The sequence below is a fragment of the Leucobacter chromiisoli genome, assembly GCF_016522505.1.
Taxonomy (GTDB): Bacteria; Actinomycetota; Actinomycetes; order Actinomycetales; family Microbacteriaceae; genus Leucobacter; species Leucobacter chromiisoli.
The window spans coordinates 1-1,778 of the sequence record NZ_JAEHOH010000035.1 but is presented as its reverse complement, the minus strand read 5'-3'; the positions used below and the strand labels follow the sequence as shown (position 1 = coordinate 1,778).

Sequence of the window (1,778 nt, the reverse complement as noted above, 5' to 3'; positions counted from 1 at the left end):
CTGCTCGGCGGTCGGGTTAGGTGTGGTCGTCATGGTCTAGTCCCTCTGCAATCGTTCGAGAATCAGTCGTGCGGCCTTGTGCCAGACTCGAGCCGCGGGGTCGCCGAGTTCGCGACTGTTTCCGTTCGCGTTGAAGTCGTCAGCGAGGGCCCGCATATCGCGGATGATGCCCTCGGCGGTGTCGCCCCACATGCGAACGTCTTCCTTGAGCTGTGCGATCGCGTCAACAGCAGGCGTCCCGCATGTGAGGCACGGGGCGAGAATCAAGCGCCCCTCAGGCTCCCGTTCCTCCGGGAAGATGCACTCGTGCTCACTCCCCATCGGTCTCACCACCCAGTGCGACCTCGATAGCGCGGACCGTCGGGCACGGATACTCGGTCACCTTGCCGAAGTAGCGCCCGTTCGGAAGCTGAAACGAGCACTCATGGCAAATAGTGCCGCTCGGCTCGATCTCTACCGGTCGGTGCGTTTCGCTCACCGCTTCCAGTGCGGCCACGAGGCGCGGCACCGACTCACGAGCGGCAGCGATGAACTCGGCGTCGGTAGCGGTCAGGGGCCCCTCGGCGACATAGTTCCCGTCTGGCCCAGAGGTGGCGACAGCCACCCCTCTATCGCCCTCATCGAGAACGCACCACGGCCCCCCGGTCGCGGCCTCCGCGAGGCGCTTCTGCTCGGCCAGATAGGCAGTGATCTTGCTGGTCATGGGGTCTCCTCGTCGTATTTCTGGATCAGTTCGTACGCGACGTCGAGATCAGCGTCGACATGCCACCCGAGTTCCGCGGCGATCTCTGCCAATCTCCTCAACCGTTGTTCCGCCCGCCGCGCCCGCGCCGATAGCTCGGCGATGTCAGCCGGGTTCGACGGGGCGATGCGGGCGACGTTCAGCAGCGCCCCCGAGAGCCAGTCGCACATCACCGCTCTGCTGGGTCTACTCGTCATCGGTCTCACCTCCTACCGGCAGCGCAGCGCGCTGCTTGGCTCTGCGCTCTCGTCGCTTTTCGTTCCGACATGTCGTGCACGACCTCCATCCACGGCTGTCTACCGCATCGAATTCGTGGCCCCGGTTGCAGCGCTTCTTTCTCGCGTTGATCGCGGTGGGGCCAATGCCGCCCAGCACGTTCTCGGCATTGCTCACATCCCGAAGGTGATCCGGATTCACGCAGGCGCGCACTCTGCAAATGTGGTCTACGTGGCGCTCCGGATTCTCGCCGTGGGTGAACTCATATGCCACACGATGCGCGCGCTGCGGCGAGCTCCTTCCGGCCCGTCGCATCATGAACACGCCGTATCCGTCCGAATCGGTCTGACCTGTCCACAGCCAGCATGTGTCAGACTTATGCACCTTGCCCCAGAATCGCTCCTCGTCGGACGGGCGAGACATGATGCGATCACATCGCGATGCGTGCCGAGACCGGTTCTTTGCGAGATACTCGGTTCCGCACTTAGCGCATCGTTCCCGACGGGTACGGCTGGGGCTCTGGTTACTCTGCATCAGGCATCTCCTCCCACGGACCAGCAGGACGCTCGACCTTCGGGCGGCGGCGGCGAACATCTGCCGCGTCTCCATGCCGCAGACGCGCCCGCACTGCTTCGGATCGCGCTTCCGTGTATCTGATGCGGTCGCCGATAACGATCCGGTACTCCCATTCGGTCTCGGGTGCAACAGCACGAGAGAGCGCCGGGACCACGGCCAGGATCGCGTCGGCCTGATCCCCGAGAACGTTCGTCCACAGCGGTTCGTGCAGGCGCGGGGTGATCGTCCGCAGAACTTCGATCAG

General features: G+C 64.3%; 5 protein-coding genes. All 5 read right to left on the bottom strand.

Annotated elements, in window-relative coordinates; all coding sequences use genetic code 11:
• Positions 1-36: 36 nt before the first annotated feature.
• Entirely contained in the window at positions 37-321 is a 285-nt protein-coding gene (locus JD276_RS15665) for a hypothetical protein (protein WP_200116594.1), read from the bottom strand.
• Positions 311-703 carry a hypothetical protein gene (locus tag JD276_RS15660; protein ID WP_200116593.1) on the bottom strand — a complete coding sequence of 131 codons (393 nt, stop codon included), beginning with the start codon at positions 701-703 and terminating at the stop codon, positions 311-313. The genes JD276_RS15665 and JD276_RS15660 overlap by 11 nt, the downstream gene beginning before the upstream one ends.
• The gene (locus tag JD276_RS15655) at positions 700-939 is read right to left on the bottom strand and encodes a hypothetical protein (RefSeq protein ID WP_200116592.1); all 240 of its coding nucleotides are present in this window, start codon (positions 937-939) and stop codon (positions 700-702) included. The genes JD276_RS15660 and JD276_RS15655 overlap by 4 nt, the downstream gene beginning before the upstream one ends.
• Positions 929-1,273, bottom strand: a complete 345-nt coding sequence (locus JD276_RS16435; RefSeq protein WP_372432875.1) for an HNH endonuclease signature motif containing protein — start codon at positions 1,271-1,273, stop codon at positions 929-931. Before JD276_RS16435 ends, JD276_RS15655 begins: the two co-directional genes overlap by 11 nt.
• Positions 1,274-1,481: 208 nt before the next feature.
• Positions 1,482-1,778: hypothetical protein (locus JD276_RS15645; RefSeq protein WP_200116590.1), on the bottom strand; the 297-nt coding region annotated here is incomplete at its 5' end.